At 65.1% G+C, this 16,625-nt stretch carries 15 protein-coding genes; 7 read left to right on the top strand and 8 right to left on the bottom strand.

Annotated features, from left to right (window positions below; genetic code table 11):
• Nucleotides 1–169 precede the first annotated feature (169 nt).
• The 5 genes from clpB (at nucleotide 170) to mtnP (ending at nucleotide 5,968) form a co-directional block, all read left to right on the top strand.
• A complete protein-coding gene (gene clpB / locus HGK27_RS14955) occupies nucleotides 170–2,746 on the top strand; it encodes an ATP-dependent chaperone ClpB (RefSeq protein ID WP_206241567.1) in 2,577 nt (858 codons plus the stop codon).
• Nucleotides 2,747–2,866: 120 nt separating this feature from the next.
• The gene (locus HGK27_RS14950; RefSeq protein ID WP_206241566.1) at nucleotides 2,867–3,385 is read left to right on the top strand and encodes a hypothetical protein; all 519 of its coding nucleotides are present in this window, start codon (nucleotides 2,867–2,869) and stop codon (nucleotides 3,383–3,385) included.
• Between the two features lie 214 nt (nucleotides 3,386–3,599).
• Nucleotides 3,600–4,385: an SDR family NAD(P)-dependent oxidoreductase gene (locus tag HGK27_RS14945; protein WP_206241565.1), complete on the top strand. Its 786-nt coding sequence runs from the start codon at nucleotides 3,600–3,602 to the stop codon at nucleotides 4,383–4,385.
• Nucleotides 4,385–5,026 carry a TetR family transcriptional regulator gene (locus HGK27_RS14940; RefSeq protein ID WP_206241564.1) on the top strand — a complete coding sequence of 214 codons (642 nt, stop codon included), beginning with the start codon at nucleotides 4,385–4,387 and terminating at the stop codon, nucleotides 5,024–5,026. Before HGK27_RS14945 ends, HGK27_RS14940 begins: the two co-directional genes overlap by 1 nt.
• Before the next feature lie 63 nt (nucleotides 5,027–5,089).
• Complete coding sequence (gene mtnP / locus HGK27_RS14935; RefSeq protein ID WP_206241563.1) at nucleotides 5,090–5,968, top strand: S-methyl-5'-thioadenosine phosphorylase; 879 nt, start codon at nucleotides 5,090–5,092, stop codon at nucleotides 5,966–5,968.
• A gap of 23 nt (nucleotides 5,969–5,991) precedes the next feature.
• On the opposite strand, the gene HGK27_RS14930 is transcribed toward mtnP, so the two are convergent.
• The 8 genes from HGK27_RS14930 to HGK27_RS14895 all read right to left on the bottom strand — a co-directional run bounded on the left by HGK27_RS14930 (nucleotide 5,992) and on the right by HGK27_RS14895 (nucleotide 14,225).
• Nucleotides 5,992–6,516 (bottom strand): hypothetical protein, encoded by a 525-nt coding sequence (locus tag HGK27_RS14930; protein ID WP_206241558.1) that lies wholly within the window; start codon nucleotides 6,514–6,516, stop codon nucleotides 5,992–5,994.
• 189 nt (nucleotides 6,517–6,705) lie between these two features.
• The gene (locus tag HGK27_RS14925; protein ID WP_206241556.1) at nucleotides 6,706–7,719 is read right to left on the bottom strand and encodes a type II secretion system F family protein; all 1,014 of its coding nucleotides are present in this window, start codon (nucleotides 7,717–7,719) and stop codon (nucleotides 6,706–6,708) included.
• A 7-nt stretch (nucleotides 7,720–7,726) separates the two neighbouring features.
• Nucleotides 7,727–8,698, bottom strand: a complete 972-nt coding sequence (locus HGK27_RS14920) for a type II secretion system F family protein (protein WP_206241555.1) — start codon at nucleotides 8,696–8,698, stop codon at nucleotides 7,727–7,729.
• A 56-nt stretch (nucleotides 8,699–8,754) separates the two neighbouring features.
• Nucleotides 8,755–10,053: an AAA family ATPase gene (locus HGK27_RS14915; RefSeq protein ID WP_206241554.1), complete on the bottom strand. Its 1,299-nt coding sequence runs from the start codon at nucleotides 10,051–10,053 to the stop codon at nucleotides 8,755–8,757.
• A 3-nt stretch (nucleotides 10,054–10,056) separates the two neighbouring features.
• Nucleotides 10,057–10,713, bottom strand: coding sequence for a CpaD family pilus assembly protein (locus tag HGK27_RS14910; RefSeq protein ID WP_206241553.1), 657 nt, complete (start codon nucleotides 10,711–10,713; stop codon nucleotides 10,057–10,059).
• 11 nt (nucleotides 10,714–10,724) lie between these two features.
• Entirely contained in the window at nucleotides 10,725–12,476 is a 1,752-nt protein-coding gene (locus HGK27_RS14905; protein ID WP_206241552.1) for a type II and III secretion system protein family protein, read from the bottom strand.
• A gap of 17 nt (nucleotides 12,477–12,493) precedes the next feature.
• Nucleotides 12,494–13,666 carry a Flp pilus assembly protein CpaB gene (cpaB, locus tag HGK27_RS14900; protein WP_206241550.1) on the bottom strand — a complete coding sequence of 391 codons (1,173 nt, stop codon included), beginning with the start codon at nucleotides 13,664–13,666 and terminating at the stop codon, nucleotides 12,494–12,496.
• A gap of 73 nt (nucleotides 13,667–13,739) precedes the next feature.
• Nucleotides 13,740–14,225: an A24 family peptidase gene (locus tag HGK27_RS14895; protein ID WP_206241548.1), complete on the bottom strand. Its 486-nt coding sequence runs from the start codon at nucleotides 14,223–14,225 to the stop codon at nucleotides 13,740–13,742.
• Between the two features lie 121 nt (nucleotides 14,226–14,346).
• Here HGK27_RS14895 and HGK27_RS14890 point away from each other — a divergent pair, with 121 nt between their 5' ends.
• Both HGK27_RS14890 and HGK27_RS14885 read left to right on the top strand, forming a co-directional pair.
• A complete protein-coding gene (locus HGK27_RS14890) occupies nucleotides 14,347–15,345 on the top strand; it encodes an alpha/beta fold hydrolase (protein WP_206241546.1) in 999 nt (332 codons plus the stop codon).
• Between the two features lie 18 nt (nucleotides 15,346–15,363).
• The gene (locus tag HGK27_RS14885; protein WP_206241544.1) at nucleotides 15,364–16,467 is read left to right on the top strand and encodes an NAD(P)/FAD-dependent oxidoreductase; all 1,104 of its coding nucleotides are present in this window, start codon (nucleotides 15,364–15,366) and stop codon (nucleotides 16,465–16,467) included.
• Nucleotides 16,468–16,625: the final 158 nt, after the last annotated feature.

Here is a 16,625-nt window from a genome sequence, read left to right as displayed (position 1 = left end):
CCTCTGAGACGGGCGTTAAACCCCTGAATGATGGGAGAGTGTAGGATTGCAGACAGAAAAGGCCAAGCCGGAGGCACGGGGCAGGTAAAGAAAAGTAGAAATTTGACCAAAACCCTTGTGTGATAAAACGGCAACACTATCTCTGGCGGCAACAGGAGGTTTGATCCCCATGAATCTCGAAAAATTTACCGACCGCGCCAAGGGTTTCCTGCAAGCCAGCCAGACGCTGGCGATCCGTCTGTCACACCAGCGCATCACGCCTGAACACATCTTGAAAGCCCTGCTGGAAGACGATGAAGGCATGGCCGCCGGCCTGATCCAGCGCGCCGGAGGCACCACCGCGCTGGTTACCGCCGAAGTGGACAAGGCTTTGGCCAAGATCCCCGCCGTGTCGGGCGGCGGCGCTCAGCAGCCCCCCGGTCTGGACAATGACGCCGTGCGCGTGCTGGACAGCGCCGAGCAGCTTTCGGCCAAGGCGGGCGACAGCTTTGTCGCCGTGCAGCGCATTCTGCAGGCTCTGGCGATGTCCGGCGGTGCTGCCGGGCAGGCCTTGAAGCTGGCGAACGTTACCCCCGCCACGCTGGAAAAGGCCATTCAGGACCTGACCGGCGGGCGGGCGGCAGACAGCGCCGGGGCCGAAAACGCCTATGAGGCGATGAAGAAATTCGCCCGCGATCTGACGCAGGCCGCCAAGGATGGCAAGCTGGACCCGGTGATCGGCCGCGACGAAGAAATCCGCCGCACCATCCAGATCCTCGCGCGCCGCACCAAGAACAATCCGGCGCTGATCGGCGAACCCGGCGTGGGCAAGACCGCCATCGCGGAAGGCCTTGCCCTGCGTATCGCCAATGGCGACGTGCCGGATTCGCTCAAGGATCGCCGCCTGATGTCGCTCGACATGGGCGCGCTGATCGCGGGCGCCAAATATCGCGGCGAGTTCGAGGAACGCCTCAAATCCGTGCTGGACGAGGTGCGTCAGGCCGAGGGCGAGATCATCCTCTTCATCGACGAGATGCACACGCTGATCGGCGCGGGCAAAAGCGAGGGCGCGATGGATGCGGGCAATCTGCTGAAACCCGCTCTGGCGCGCGGCGAGCTGCATTGCATCGGCGCGACCACGCTCGATGAGTACCAGAAGTATGTCGAGAAGGATCCGGCCCTGCAGCGCCGGTTCCAACCCGTCTTCGTGGGCGAGCCGACCGTTGAGGACACGATCAGCATCCTGCGCGGGCTGAAGGAGAAGTACGAACTCCACCATGGCGTGCGGATCGCGGACAATGCGATTGTTGCGGCGGCCACGCTGTCGAACCGCTACATCGCCGACCGCTTCCTGCCGGACAAGGCCATCGACCTGATGGACGAGGCCGCCAGCCGCATCCGCATGGAGGTGGAGAGCAAGCCCGAGGAGATCGAGACCCTCGACCGCCGCATCATCCAGCTCAAGATCGAGGAAATGGCGCTGGCCAAGGAGAGCGACTCTGCCTCCAGGGACCGGCTCACCACCCTGCGCGAGGAACTGGCCAATCTGGAACAGCGCAGTGTGGAACTCACCACCCGCTGGCAGAATGAACGCGACAAGATCGCCGCCGAGGGCAAGATCAAGGAGCAGCTCGACGCCGCGCGCATCGAGCTGGAGCAGGCGCAGCGTCAGGGCGACCTCGGCAAGGCGGGGCAGCTGACCTATGGCCGCATCCCCGAGCTGGAAAAGCAGCTTGCCGAGGCGCAGGCCTCCAGCAGCAACGCCATGCTGCGCGAGGAGGTGACCGCCGACGACATCGCCGCCGTGGTCAGCCGTTGGACCGGCGTGCCCGTCGACCGCATGCTGGAAGGTGAGCGCGAAAAGCTGCTCAAGATGGAAGAGGTGATCGGCGCCCGCGTCATCGGCCAGAAGGATGCGGTCACCGCCGTGTCGAAAGCCGTGCGCCGTGCCCGCGCGGGGTTGCAGGACCCCAACCGGCCTTTGGGCAGCTTCCTCTTCCTCGGCCCCACGGGCGTCGGCAAGACCGAGCTGACCAAGGCGCTGGCCGGCTTCCTCTTCGACGATGACAACGCCATGGTCCGCATCGACATGAGCGAGTTCATGGAAAAGCACGCGGTCTCCCGCCTGATCGGCGCCCCTCCGGGCTATGTCGGTTACGACGAGGGCGGCGTGCTGACCGAGGCCGTGCGCCGCCGCCCCTATCAGGTGGTGCTGTTCGACGAGGTGGAAAAGGCCCACAGCGACGTCTTCAACGTGCTGCTGCAGGTGCTTGACGATGGCCGCCTGACCGACGGACAGGGCCGCGTGGTGGACTTCACCAACACGCTGATCATCCTGACCAGCAACCTTGGCAGCCAGTATCTCGCCAATCTGGATGACGATCAGGATGTGTCCAGCGTGGAGCCGCAGGTGATGGATGTGGTGCGCGGGCATTTCCGCCCCGAATTCCTGAACCGTCTGGATGAGATCATCCTGTTCCACCGCCTGGGCCAGGACCATATGGCGCCGATCGTGGAGATTCAGGTGCAGCGCGTGCAGAAGCTGCTGAAGGATCGCAAGATCACGCTGGATCTGACCATCGGCGCCAAGCGCTGGCTGGGCCGGGTGGGGTATGATCCCGTCTATGGCGCGCGTCCGCTGAAGCGGGCGGTGCAGCGGTATCTGCAAGACCCCTTGGCCGAGAAGCTGCTGGCCGGAGACGTGCCCGATGGCTCGACCGTCCGCATCGATGATGGGGATGGGGCTTTGGTGATGACTGTTGAGTAAGAAGGTTCAAGGGAAAGTGCGAGGGGGTTACCCCCTCGCGCTCCCATGACGTCTTCCGGCGACAGGGCAGTGGCGCCGAAATGAAGCGCCTCGGCTCTCTACCTGTGTTTCGAGGTTTTGATGCGCGCTCCATCGTATGAGGCCTTGGCGACGCAGATCGCGCGCATTGTCTGGTGCCATTGTTACGAGAAGATCGGAAATCAGAGCGCTTTCTTTCACTTCTGCGAAAACAATCTGAACGCGCCATGCGACATGCTGGCGCGGCTTGGGCTGATGGAGGATCATGAGGTTGCTCACGCTTTTATCCAGCCTCTGTCGCCACTGATCCAAGCTCCGATCCAGCGGCATGACAAGGCGCCGACACAGGCCGAGCCTCTGTTAGGGCTGACTTTTCTGGTGCATTGGAAACCGCGCGAGGCTGCTCTCAAGCATCGCGGCGCCATGCTGAGCGTGAGCGACCAGCAAAGCACCATCGAACGTGACGATGCGGCCTTGCAAAAGTTCCACATCTGGGCGGTTCAGGGCGCTTGCGAATTGCTGCATGCATCGGCCTTCGGTGCATGGACCGAGGCGGGGTCTTTCGCGATGATCGCGCTTTACGCTGATGAGGACGCCATCGAGCGCTATTGGGCGCGCTAAACCAGCGCCGCAGGCAACCAATTGCAAGACGATAATCTAGGCAAGGAATGCCAGCCTGCGACGCCGCGACCGTGCTCTAAGGCCGAACCCAAAGCACCATGTAGACACGAATGGGAGCGCGAGGGTGTAACACCCTCGCATTTCCTCTTCCTTCTTCCCTCAACCCTCTTTAATCGTCCGCTTAAACGACGACAAGAAGAGGATGATGCCCGCTATGGAACTGAACTCATCGATCGCGGCGGTGGTCACGGGCGGGGCCTCGGGCCTCGGGTTGGCGACGGCGACGGCTCTGGCGCAGCAAGGCGTGCAGGTCACCATTTTCGACCGGGATCAGGATGCCGGACACAAGGCCGCGCAAGAGATCGGCGCGCTGTTTGCCCATGTCGATGTCACCAGCGACGAAAGCGTTCAGGCCGGCTTCGCTCAGGCCCGTGCGGCGCATGGGCAGGAGCGGGTGCTGGTCAATTGCGCGGGCATTGTCACCGCACGCAAGACGGTGGGGAAGGATAAGGAGACGGGCTCAATCCTGCCCTATCCCATCGCCGACTTTGAAAAGGTGCTGGCGGTCAATCTGGCAGGCACCTTCCGCTGCATCGCGGCCAGTGCGGCCGGGATGGTGGCACTGAACCCCATCGACGCGCATGGGCAGCGCGGGGTGATCGTCAACACGGCCAGCATTGCGGCGCAGGACGGGCAGATGGGGCAGGTCGCCTATGCTGCCAGCAAGGCGGGCGTGGCGGGGATGACCCTGCCCATCGCGCGTGACTTGATGGGCGACGGCATTCGCGTCAACACCATCCTGCCCGGCATCTTCGAGACGCCGATGATGGCCAGCTTGCCCGAGAAAGCGCAGCAGGCGCTGGCCGCCAATGTGCCTTTCCCCAAGCGCCTTGGCCGGGCGGCGGAGTATGCGCAGACTGCGCTGTTCCTCATCGGCCATGATTACATGAACGGCGAGTGCATTCGCATGGATGGCGCGATCCGCATGGGGCCGCGTTGATGGGGGCAGTGCCTGCCTCGGCTCCTCCTGCCGCGCGTGAGCAATTGCTGGAAACCGCCAGCCAGATCATGCGCGACGAGGATACGGTGGATGTCTCGCTGTCGGAGCTGGCGGCGCGCTCGGGGCTGAATTCGGCGCTGGTGAAGTATTATTTCGGCAACAAGGCAGGGCTGATGAAGGCCCTGCTGGAGCGCGATTTCGCGGGCATTCTCAAGGCCGTGGACACGCTGCTCGCCAAGGAGGCCGATCCCGAGACCAAGCTGCGGCTGCATATGACGGCGGTGGTCAACACCTTCTTCCGCACGCCCTATATCCACCGCCTGCTGATGCGCCTGATCCGACAGGAGCCGCCCGAGGTGGCGCAGCATCTGGCCGACACTTGCCTGCAACCCATGCTGGACGCCTATGAGCGGCTGATCGGCGAGGGCGTGGCGGCGGGCGTGTTCCGCCCGGTCGATCCGCAGTTCTTCTATTTCACGGTGATCGGCGCGGCGGACCGGTTCTTTTCGGCCCGGCTGGTGCTGCGCTATTGTTCGGGCCGCGATGTGCTGGACGAAAGCCTGCGTGACGGATACCGCGCCCATCTCAATGACTTCGTGGTGGCGGGCATTCTGGTGCCGCGCGACGGCCAATACGACTGATTGTCATAATCCATCGGCATGGATGGATTTTTGACACGCCGATAAGCAGAAGGAATGGATCGCATGAGCAGCACGCAGTGGCACATCGGCGTGATGGGCGGATCGGGTCTGGCCGAGGGTCTGCCGCTGGAGGATGCCCAGCAGATCGAGGTCCAGAGCCCCTTCGGCAAGCCTTCGGGCCCGGTGGTGCAGGGGCGCATCGGCAATGTGCGCTTCACCTTCCTCGCCCGCCACGGCGCGGGCCATGCCATCCCGCCCTCGGACATCAATTTCCGCGCCAATGTGGATGTGATGAAGCGCTGCGGGGTGACCGATCTGATCTCGCTCTCGGCCATCGGCTCGCTGCGTGAGGAGATGGCGCCCGGCCATGTCGTCGCCGTGGACCAGCTGATCGACCGCACCCATGGCCGCGCCAGCAGTTTCTTCGGCACGGGCCTTGTGGCGCATGTCAGCCTGGCCGATCCGGTCTGCCCGCGCCTCTCCGGCCTGCTGGGCAGCGCCGCGCGTGTCGCCGGTTCCACCGTGCATGACGCGGGCTGCTATGTGGCCATTGAGGGGCCGCAGTTCTCCACCCGCGCCGAAAGCCGCATGTACCGCGCCTGGGGCGCCGACGTCATCGGCATGACCGCCCTGCCCGAAGCCCGCCTCGCCCGCGAGGCTGAACTGCCTTACGCCATCCTCGGCATGGTCACCGACTATGACGCATGGCGCGACAGCGAGGCCGGTGTGGAAGCCGCCGAGGTTTTCGCGGTGATGAAGGCCAACGCCGAGCGCGCCCGCGCCACGGTGAAGCATCTGGCCGATATTCTGCCGGAGGTCCGCGAGGCCAGCCCGATCGATACGGCTTTGGAGTTCGCTTTCGCTACGGCGCCTTCCGCACGGGATGCGGTGTTGGTGGCCAAGCTGGATGCCGTTGCCGGGCGGGTTTTGAAGAAGGATTGAAGAAAAAGGAAAGTGCGAGGGGGTTACCCCCTCGCGCTCCCATAACGTCTCCCGACGATAGGGTATTGGCACCGAAATGGGGCGCCTCGGCTCTCCACCTGTGCAAGAGAATCCTCTTCTTCATCGTCGTTTGCTGCGCGGGTGGTTCTGATGCCGTGCTTTCGCTGTCTGCGCAGTTTAGAGGCGATTCGCGTCAGCCTCCCGCCCCTATGCAGCCGCATGGCCTTTATGCGCAGACTCGATGATGCCATCGCCACGGCGATCAGCGCATCGGCATAGGTGGAGATCTCGAAGGTCGAGAACCAGACCGCGAAATCCGGCGCGCTCATCGCAACGAACATCAATCCATCGGCTTTTGCGAGCCAATAGAGCAGTCCGATCACCAGCAGCACCGCTCCGGCGCATAGCCAATGCCCTGATCTGATGCTGCCGAGCCTGTCAGCGATATCCTGCACCAGCACCTTGTGGAGCCATTGCCCCAAGGGTGTTTCGCGAGCGAAGAGAAGCGTGACCAGACAGAAGAACGCTACAAAGTCGATCAGTAGCACGGCTATTCCCCGGATAGAGAGCATGCCGTCATGGCTATACCGCATCACCAGGGACTATGGCTATCTACGGGTTTCGCGCGAAGACCAGCGCCGCAGCGACGTTGCTCCATGGCCGAACCCGATGCGCAACGTAGACAATAATGGGAGCGCGAGGGTGTAACACCCTCGCATTCACCCCTTCCAACCCCTTTAATGCGGCTTGGTCGACCCATTCGAGAAGGCATCCGCGATCGAACATGCCGCCGGGCCAAGAATAACCACGAACAGCACCGGCAGGATGAACAGGATCAGCGGCACGGTCATGATCGCGGGCAGGCGGGCGGCTTTTTCCTCGGCGCGCATCATGCGCTCGTTGCGGAATTCGGCGGACAGCACGCGCAGGGCGGAGGCCAGAGGCGTACCATAGCGCTCGGTCTGGATCATGGTGGTGACCACGCCGCGCACGGCGTCCAGATTGACGCGATAGGCCAGATTCTCGAAGGCCTGACGGCGCTCGGACAGGAACGACAGCTCGATCGCGGTCAGCGCGAATTCGTCGCCCAGCTCGGCATAGGCGCGGCCCAGTTCGCGCGCCACGCGGTTGAAGGCGGCGTCCACGGTCAGGCCTGCCTCGGCGCAGATCACCAGCAGGTCCAGCGCGTCGGGCAGGCCCTTGCGAATCGCGGCGGTGCGCTTGTTGATGAGGTTTTTGAGATAGATGTCGGGCCCCTTGTAGCCCGCGCCCAGCGCGGCGGCGAAGCCCATGAAGCGCTTGAAGGAGGACCATTCGGGGAAATAATTGGCGCCATAGATCACCAGCGCCGCCAGCCCGCCCAGCACGATGGGCGCCACGAGGCGGCTGAGGATGACCACCACGGCCAGTTCCTTGTTGCGGATGCCGGCCTGGGCCAGCTTCTGCGTGGCCTCGTGGATCTGGCTGTCCTGCAGGCCGTTCAGCTTGTTGAGGATGGTGCGGATGCGGTCGGTGGTTTCCGAGCGGCGGACCAGCTGGGCGCGCTTTTTCGGATTGATGGCGACGATGCCCGCCTTCAGCTCCTCGCGCCTTTCGTTCAGCGCCTTCACGCGCTTGGCCATGGGGTCGCGGATGGTCAGGGCCATGTAGATCACGGCGACCACCAGCCCGGCGGCGACCACGGCGAGGATCGTGCCGACCCACACCACATCCACGCCGAAGAGCATGCCATTATGGATTTTGTTGTCCATGCGCCCCTCAGATCTCGAAGCTGACCATCTTGGCCATGATGAAGGCGCCGATGCCCATCCAGCACAGCCCGCCCAGACCGGTGACGATCAGCCGCTGGTCGGAAAAGAAGCCGGAGAGATAGGTGGGGTTCACTGTCCAGATCATCACGAAGACCATGAAGGGCAGGGCGCCCACGATATAGGCCGATGCCTTGGATTCAGAGCTCATGGCCTTGATCTTCAGCTTCATCTGGGCGCGCTTGCGCAGCACATCGGCCAGATTGGCCAGCGTCTCGGCCAGATTGCCGCCGGTTTCGCGCTGGATGGCCAGCGTGATGCAGAAGAAGCTGAATTCGGGCATGTTGAGCCGGTCGGCGGTGTCCTGAAGGGCGTCCTCCATGGTGCGGCCGATCTTGATGCGCTCGGTCACCAGCTTGAACTCCTGACCCACCGGGCCGGGGATTTCCGTCGAAACGACATTGAGCGTCTCGGTGACCGGCAGGCCGGAGCGCAGGCCACGCACCAACAGCTCGATGGCATCGGGGAATTTGGTGGTGAACTGGTTCAGCCTTTTGCTGATCATCATGCCCACGGCCATATGCGGAATGCCCGCGCCCACGATCAGCCCCACGGCCAGCGCCAGAACCAGACTGCCGCTCTTGATCAGCACCAGCAGGCCGACCACCGCAGTGATGCCGCCGCAGGCATAGAGATATTGCTGCAAGGTCCAGTTGCGGCCGGTGCGGTGCAGGCGCAGGGCCAGCGCCTCGCTGCGGCTGGCGGAACCGGCGATGCGCGGCACATTGGGTTTGCGCGCGGCCACGGCGCGGCGCATCTGCGCCTCCATGCGGGCGTTGGCGCTGTCGGAATGGCGCAGGCGCAGCGATTGCAGGCGGCGCGTGCTTTCCTTGGCCGGGTCGGGTCCGCCCAGCGCCAGCATGCCGATCCCGCCCAGCAGGGCCACGATCAGCACGATCAGCACGATCTGCACGCTATCCATCGCGACGCATCACCTTCCTTTTGCCCGCTTCCGCTTCCGCTTCCGTTTTCCGGCGATCAGGCCGAAGCCTTGGCGGGTTTGCCCTGGCCCTTGGGCTGATCCTTGGACTTCTTGGGCAGGATCGACTTGAGATCGAATTTGCCGAGCAGCGACTTCTTCTCTTCCTTGACCGGAGCCGCCTCGCTCACGAAGCCGACAGCGCGCACCGCCTGAGACAGCTCGCGCATGGCGATGCCCGCCTTGGTGGCGCGATTGGCCTCCACGAAGGTCTGGCCCAGCTTGGCGGCATGGGTGGCGGCCTTGAAGTCATAGGGGATCAGCACATCGATCTTGCGCTCGATGCTGGCCTCGAAATCGGCCTTGCTGATCTCCACCGTGCCGATCTGCACCTTGTTGGCCACCATCAGCACATGGATATGCGGGGCATTGCCCTTCAGCCAGGAGAGGATGCGGATCGAATCGCGCGCGCCGGCCAGAGTCAGCTCGGTGGCGACCACCGCGACATTGGCATCGGCCAGCAGCTGCGGGAAGTTGATCAGCATGTTGCGCGGCAGATCGACCACGGTCATCTGGAAGGCCGTGCGGAACTCCTGCTCCAGCTGGAGGAAGGCGCTGCCATCGGTCATCAGCGGCTGGTTGATCGGCGCTTCGGCGGAGAGGATCGCCAGATTGTCATTGGCGCGGATCATGGCGCGCTCGATGAACAGGCCATCGATGCGGCTGGGGTTCTCGATGGCGTCGGTGAGACCCCGGCCGGGCTCCAGATCGAGGCTGAGCGCGCCGGTGCCGAAATGGATGTCCAGATCGAGCAAGGCGGTGGGATGGCTGTGGTCGGTGGCAAACAGCCAGGCCAGCGAGGTCGCCAAAGTGGAGGCGCCCACGCCGCCGCGCGTGCCGATCACCGCGGTGGAGATATGGCGCACCTCGCTGCCTTCCTCATGGCGGGGCTGCGAGAAGAAGGCCTGCGCGCTCAGCAGCGCCTCATGCACCACATGGGGCTGCAGGGGCTTGAGCAGATAGTCGTGAATGCCGCTGGAGAGCAGATCGCGGTAAAGCCGCACATCGTTGAGCTGACCGATGGCCAGCACCACCGTGCCCGGCTCGCAGACCTCGGCCAGAGCATTGATGTCGGAGAGCGGATCGCCGCTTTCCGACAGATCGACCATCAGGATATGCGGGCTGGAGGAGACCGCCAGCGCCTGCACCGCATTGCGCAGACCGCCGCGCTGGCACTTTTCCGGTGTCCAGCCCAGATCGGCGACCAGCGGGCGCAGCACGTCGAGGCTGGCATCGTCGCACAGGAAGGCGGCGAAGGGTTCGCGGGCCTGATGGCCGACTTTCCACGGCGCGTTCATGGCTCAGCTCCCCTTGGTGCTGGTGGCGGTCAGGGTGGTGCCGCCGCTGCCGGTGGGCTTGGCGTCACGATAGGTCGAGATCGCCTTGTTGCTGGTGGCCACCGGATTGCCATCCGAATGGGCGCCGTGCAGCAGATCGTCGGGATTGGCGACCATCGCGGCCAGATTGCTGTTCACCGCGCAGCCGAAATTGGGATGCAGGGCGTTCATCGTGTTGGTTTCGGAATTGGCGGACCAGTCGGGGCAGCCGGGCACGGTAGCGCTGGCGCGGGTCAGCACGATGCGCAAGGTGCCGGGCTCCAGCGCGGCCTGCGCCAGCGGCGGCTGAGGCGAGATCATCAGGCCTTTCGCGGCGGCCAGATCGGCCACGGCGGCGCGGGTCTTGGCATTGGCGGCGGGATCGTCGATGGCGATCTGATCGCCATAACGCAGGCCCATGGCGTCGAACCAGCCGGACAGGCGGGCCTTTTCGGACGGCGCGATGCCATCGGCACCCTCGGTCAGATCCAGCGAGAAGCTGCTGTGGGTGACCACGGGCTGATGCTGGGGGATCATCAGGCGGTTGGTGGCCGTGCCCCCGCAACCCGCCAGCGCCAGAGCGCAGGCAACCAGGGTGACGCCAGCACTGGCTTTTGTCGCGGCGTGAGGAATGAAACGCATCGTCGCCTCGCTCAATTCAGGGAGAAGCCGGGGGCCTGCGCATCACCCTTGGGTGAGGCGGCGGGCGCGGGGGCGGCAGCGGAAGCCTGCTGGGCCTGCTTCGCGGCCTTGGCCATCGCCTTGGCCTGACGCTTGGTCAGCGGGGCGGGGGCCGGATCGGCGGCTGCCTGCTGGGCCGGAGCGCCGGCAGAGGCTTGCGGCGCAGGCTCGCCGTTCAGGCCGACACGCGGCGGAGCGCCATTGTCGCTCGAGGTCGGGCCGGGGCGCACCGAACCGCTCTTGCCGTCGGTCAGCATGTTGCCCAGCACCTCCTGCGTGGTGGTGGGGTTCTGCAGACCGTCGGTGGGCAGCTTGATGTCGGCGGCATTGACCGGCTTCACCAGATAGGGGGTGATTACGATCACCAGCTCGCTTTCGCCGCGCTGGAAGTTGGTCGATTTGAACAGCGAGCCCAGCACTGGCAGATCGCCCGCGCCCGGCAGCTTGGTGATGGTGTGCTGCGCATTGTTCGAGAGCAGGCCGGCGATCATCATGCTCTGGCCGGAGCCCAGTTCCACCGTGGTTTCGGCGCGGCGGATGGTGAGCGCGGGCACCGAATAGCCCCCGAAGCTGACCGCGCCTTGCGAGGAGAGTTCCGACACTTCAGGCCGCACGCGCAGCGAAATGCGCCCGTCCGATAGCACGGTGGGCGTATAGGCCAGCGAGACGCCGTAATTCTTGAACTCCACCGAGACGGTGCCAAGCCCGCTCGACATGGGGATGGGATATTCGCCGCCCGCCAGGAAGGTGCTGGTCTCGCCCGAGAGCGCGGTCAGATTGGGTTCGGCCAGCGTGGTGACCAGACCGATCGATTCGCCAAGATCCAGCGAGGCCAGCAGCGACAGGCCCAGAAACTTCGTGCCCAGCGACAGCGCGGTGGAACCGGTGAGGTTGCTGGGGAAATTGTAGACCGTGGGCGCCGACGTATAGGTGCCCGTGGCGAGGGAGGAGGACAGCAATCCCTGCGGATTGGTGACCGTGCCCTGATTGTCACCGCGCGCAATGCCGAACTGCACGCCATTGGTGCTGGAGGAGGTGCCGGTCAGATTGGTGCCGATGGTGCGGGACAGCGTGCGGCTGACCTCGGCGATGCGCACATGCAGGCTGACCTGCAGCGGCGTTGCCGTGCGCAGGCGGCTGATGACATTGGCCTTGTCGCCAATGAAGGCCTGCACCAGGCGGGTGGCCTCGGCGGCGTCCTCGGGGGCGGCAACGGTGCCGGTCAGCAGGATCGAGGCCGGCCCCAGTGTCGAGGTGGCGATATGCGCCTCGGGCATGGCCACACGCAGCATCTGGTCGACATTGTCGATGCTGTTGCCCACGCGGATGTTGGCGGACCACACCACGCGGCCTTCGGCGTTGCTGGCATAGACGGTCGTCTCGCCGCTGCCCTTGCCGTAGAGGTAGAGCTGGTGGTTCGACTTGACCTGAAGATCGGCGATCTTGTCATCGGCGATGAAGACATCCTTCATCGTGCCGGGCAGATTGACCAGCTGGCCACGCCCGATCGACAGCACGATCTGGCCGGTGGGGCTGCTGATGATGCCGGTGGCCGGAACGCCGTAATCGGGTGCCCGTGCGCCGACATGGACAGCAGGAGCAGCCGCCTTGCGGACGGGATGATGGGCCTTGCGCGGCGCGGCCTGCGCGGTGCTCGCCATGCCCAGCGACAGGGTGCCGATGGCCCCTGCCGACAGGAGAAGGGAGAGGAAACGGTTCTTCATGGGATGATCCACCCTTCTCAATTCACCGGATTGGGTGATGTCGCAGGCCCCCCGGCCGCACCACCCATGCCCTGGGCCACCGCGCCCACAAATCCTCCGGCAGCGGCCCCTGCCGCCTGGCCATTGGCCGACATCGATACCGCTTCACTGTCCTTGCCGCGCATCACGCGCACCTCGCTGCCCGGCGCGGGGCCGCGCACGATGTTCGAAGGCAGGCCGCGACGCTGGAAGCGCGAGACATCGCCTGCCGTGGCAAAGCTCGAACTGGGCTGGATGGCTGCGCCATCGCTCAGGCGCCCGCCCATCAGCGTGGTGCGCGAGCCGGGGCCGGTGGCGCCGGCATTGCCCGGATTGCCTTTCGCGCTGGCCAGAGCGCGCGCCTCATCGGCCCTGGTGGCGCCCTCGGGCAGCTTCACCGAGCCATTGGCGATGGCGTGATCCAGATCGCTCTGATTGTCCGCCAGCGAGCGCAGCACCAGGCTGAGCGCGCCGCCCTGCTGGGCCACCTCGATCTTTTCGGCGATCTTGGGGGTCACTTCCAGCGTGGCGGTGTGGAAGGTGTGAACGATGGTCTTGCCATTGTTGGTTTCCTGCTCGGTCGACTGGTCGGTCGCCAGCACGCGCAGGTTCTTCAGAATGGTTTCGGTGGCGTAGAGATCGCGCGTATCAGGCGTGGCGCCACCCTGGCCCTGCGGCTGGTTCACCTTGACGGCGGTGGTCAACATCAGGTCGACATGATCGCCCGGGAAGACGAAACCGGCCACGCCCGACTTTTCCGAAACGGTGATCGTCACGGCGCGCATGCCCGGCCCCAGCGCGGCAGCCAGAAAGCCGCGATCGCCCGGGGCGACCAGCGCACCGGTGGTCAGCGGCTGGCCCGCGGTGATCGGGAAGCGGACAACGGTGCCCAGCAGCTTGTTCATGTCGGTTTTGCCGTCCACGAAATAGGCGCCGCTCACCATGTCCTTGGGCCATTCCTGGAAGTTGATGGCGTCATTGGTGATGATCGTGCCGGGCTGCAGCGAACGCTGCGCCACCAGCACGCGTGGCCCCTTGGGCACCACGATCACGGGCAAGGCGGCCTGGACTTGCGGCGCGGGGCTGCCCTTCAGCATGCTCATAGCGGCCAGGGCGGTGACAACCGCCACCACCGCCAGCCCCAGCATGATCATGACCTTCTTCCTGTCCATGACTCACTTCAGCCCTTCACACGCGCAACAATCGCGCAAACCGCGCTGATGCGCGGAAATGGTTAATATCAGGTCACCCTGCCGGTCCGCCCGCGTGGAGCAGCGGCAGATAATCGACCACCAGAACCCAGAGCCCCGCCAGAGCGATGGCGATGCCGTAAGGCACCACCGGCCGTTCCTTGTGGCGGCGGGCCACATGCCAGAGCGCCAGAGCCACGGTGAGCACACCGCCCGCCAGCCCCATCACCATCAGCAGATGCAGGAACCACAGCGGCTTGATCCACAGCGCCAGCGCGGTCAGCAGCTTCACATCGCCCCCGCCCATCGCCCCGAAGGCGAACAGGCCGGTCAGCACCGCAAAGACCCCGACTGTGGAGCCCAGCTGCCAGCCGATGGCCGCAAGCGTGAGCCCCTGAGCCCACCAGAAGAGAGGAGCGCCCAGCGCAATGGCCAGATTGAGGCCATTGTCGATCTGGCGGCGGCGTGTGTCGGTCACGGCCGCGACGAGCAGGGCAATTGCCAAGCCGCCAAGCAAACCGTAGGACAACCAAACCCCCATGAAACCCCCCAGGGTAGACCACGTGAAAACCCTAGTGGAATCCCTAGGGCGACCTGGGGAAGGTTTTAGCTTGGAATCACTTACCAAACGGTAACCAACGAGAAGGTCAGAAATCAGGCACATGCCGGAGTATGAGCAAGCCGATCTGGCCTTTCCGACCCGCTCTTTGCCCCCCCTTGCGCAAGAGGATCAGTGGCACGCGCCCGATGGCTGGAGGCTGCGCCGCCTGACCATCCCGCCGCTGCCCGGCGTGCCCTGTCGGGGGCGTCTGCTCTTCGTGCCGGGGCGCGGCGACATCTTCGAGAAGCATCTGGAATTCTTCGCGGAAATGCAGGCGCGCGGCTGGCATGTCACCAGCTTTGACTGGCGCGGGCAGGGCGGTTCCGGGCGGCTGGGGCTGGATGCCACCACCGGCCATATCGAGGACTTCTCGGTCTGGATTGACGACCTCTCCGCCTTCTGGGCGGACTGGTTTCGGCCCGGTGAAGGCCCCCATGTGCTGGCGGGCCATTCGATGGGCGGTCATCTGGCTTTGCGCGCCGTTGCCGAGCACAAAGTTAACCCCGACGCACTGATTCTCTCCGCCCCGATGCTGGGATTCTTTGCTCCCGGTCTACCGGTATGGTTACAGCATGTTTACGCTTGCCTGATGGCCAAGCTGGGCGATTCGCGCCGCCCGGCGTGGAAGGGCGGCGAAAAGCCCGGTTCCACCACCGCCCTGCGCATGCATCTGCTCACCCATGACCAGCGCCGCCATGAGGATGAGCTGTGGTGGCGCGCGCAGCGCCCCGATCTGGGCACGGGCGCTGCCAGCTGGCGCTGGATGGAGCGTGCCGTCGCCTCGCGCAAGGCGCTGTTTGCGCCGGGCGTGCTGGAGGGCGTGACGATCCCGGTGCTGCTGATCTCCACCAGCGCGGACCATCTTGTCAGCCATGCCGCGGTGCTGGCGGCGGCCCGGCGCCTGCCTCATGCGCAACTGATCGCGCTGGGCCGCGAGTCGCGCCACGAGGTGCTGCGTGAGGTGGACGCGGTGCGCGCGCCTCTGCTGGCCGCAATCCATGCCTTTCTGGATGAGCGGGCGCCGCAATCCTTAACGCAAACCCTTGACGCGCAGGTCTGACGGGCCAAGGGAGCCCGCATGAGTTTCTCCTGCGATATCGCCATCATCGGCGCGGGCATGGCCGGGGCCTCGCTGGCCGCCGCTCTGGTGGCGCATGAAGTGAGTGGCCGTATCCTGATGCTGGAAGGTGAGGACCGCCCCGGCTACCACGCCACGGGCCGCTCCGCCGCCTTCTGGCATGAAACCTATGGCGGGCCCGGCGTTCAGCCGCTGTCGCAGGCCTCCGGCCCCGCGCTGTGGGACCTGGGCGTGCTTCACAAGCGCCGTGGCCTGACCCTGGCCCGCAAGGGGCAGGAGGCCGAACTGCACGCTTTCGTCGCGCGCTTTGCCGCGCTGGGCGTTCGCATCTCGGTGGCTGACCGCGCGGTGATCACCCATTACATCCCCGGCCTGAGCCCCGATTACGTGCTGGGCGCGCTGGAGGAAGACTGCTGCGACATCGACGTCGCCGCCCTCCACCAGCACTATCTGGCCGAGGCCCGCCAAGGCGGCGTGGAGCTGCTGTGCGATGCCCGAGTCGCTGGCGTGGTGCGCGGGGGCGAAGGCTGGGCGCTGACTCTGGCCGATGGGCGCAGCATCAGCGCGCGGCTGATCGTCAACGCCGCCGGTGCATGGGCGGACCAACTGGCGGTGATGGCAGGCGCCGCGCCTCTGGGCATCACGCCCTATCGCCGCACCATGATTCAGGCCCGCGTCGATCCGGCGCCTTCCGACAGCCTGCCGCTGGTCCTTGATCTGGACGAAAGCTTCTACTTCAAGCCCGAATCCGGCCGTCTCTGGCTCACCCCTCACGACGAAACCCCCACGCCCCCCTGCGACGCCGCCCCCGAGGAAATCGATGTGGCTTTGGGCATCGACCGGCTGGAAAAGATCGTGGACTGGCAGGTCGAGCGCATCGAGCACCGCTGGGCCGGTCTGCGCAGCTTCGCGCCGGATCGGCTGCCGGTGTATGGGTTTGACGCTGACGTGCCGGGGTTCTTCTGGTGCGCCGGGCAGGGCGGCTTCGGCATCCAGACGGCGCCTGCCGGGTCGGATCTGGCGGCCCGGTTGTTGCTTGGGCTGGAGGTCGGGGCGGTTTCGCCCGAGGCTTACAGGCCGGGAAGGTTTTTGCGGGAAGATTGAAGGGAGAAAAGCGAGGGGGTTACCCCCTCGCACTCCCATAACGTCTCCCGACGAAGCGGCAGTGGCGCCGCAATGGTGTGCCCAGCCTCTCCACCTGCTCGACCTGGGGCGCCGCAGGCAGATATCCTTGGATCAATAGGCAGTGCGGGGAACTTATA

This window comes from Novosphingobium terrae (genome assembly GCF_017163935.1).
GTDB lineage: Bacteria > Pseudomonadota > Alphaproteobacteria > Sphingomonadales > Sphingomonadaceae > Novosphingobium > Novosphingobium terrae.
This window is presented reverse-complemented; position numbering and strand designations above follow the sequence as displayed.